Source organism: Streptomyces sp. AC512_CC834 (assembly GCF_019049325.1).
Taxonomy (GTDB): domain Bacteria; phylum Actinomycetota; class Actinomycetes; order Streptomycetales; family Streptomycetaceae; genus Streptomyces.
In genome coordinates this window covers 1-240 of record NZ_JAGMUO010000106.1, presented here as the reverse complement: position 1 = coordinate 240, position 240 = coordinate 1, and the positions used below count along the sequence as shown (strand labels likewise).

1 protein-coding gene is annotated in these 240 nt (G+C 69.6%); it reads left to right on the top strand.

Features of this window, described 5'->3' with window-relative positions; all coding sequences use genetic code 11:
- Window positions 1-240 (top strand): KR domain-containing protein (locus KUM40_RS34860; protein WP_217170316.1); only part of this gene is annotated, 240 nt, incomplete at both ends.

Here is a 240-nt window from a genome sequence, read left to right as displayed (position 1 = left end):
GTTGCGGGGTGTGGTGCATGCGGCCGGCGTGATGGACAACGCGTTGGTGCAGGACATGGACGGGGTGCGGCTGGAGCGGGTGTGGGGGCCGAAGGCGGACGCGGCCTGGCATCTGCACGAGCTGACGGCGGGGATGGATCTCGCGGCGTTCGTCATGTTCTCGTCGGCGGGTGGGATGGTGCTGGCGGCGGGTCAGGCCAACTATGCGGCGGCGAACACGTTCCTGGACGGTCTGGCGCA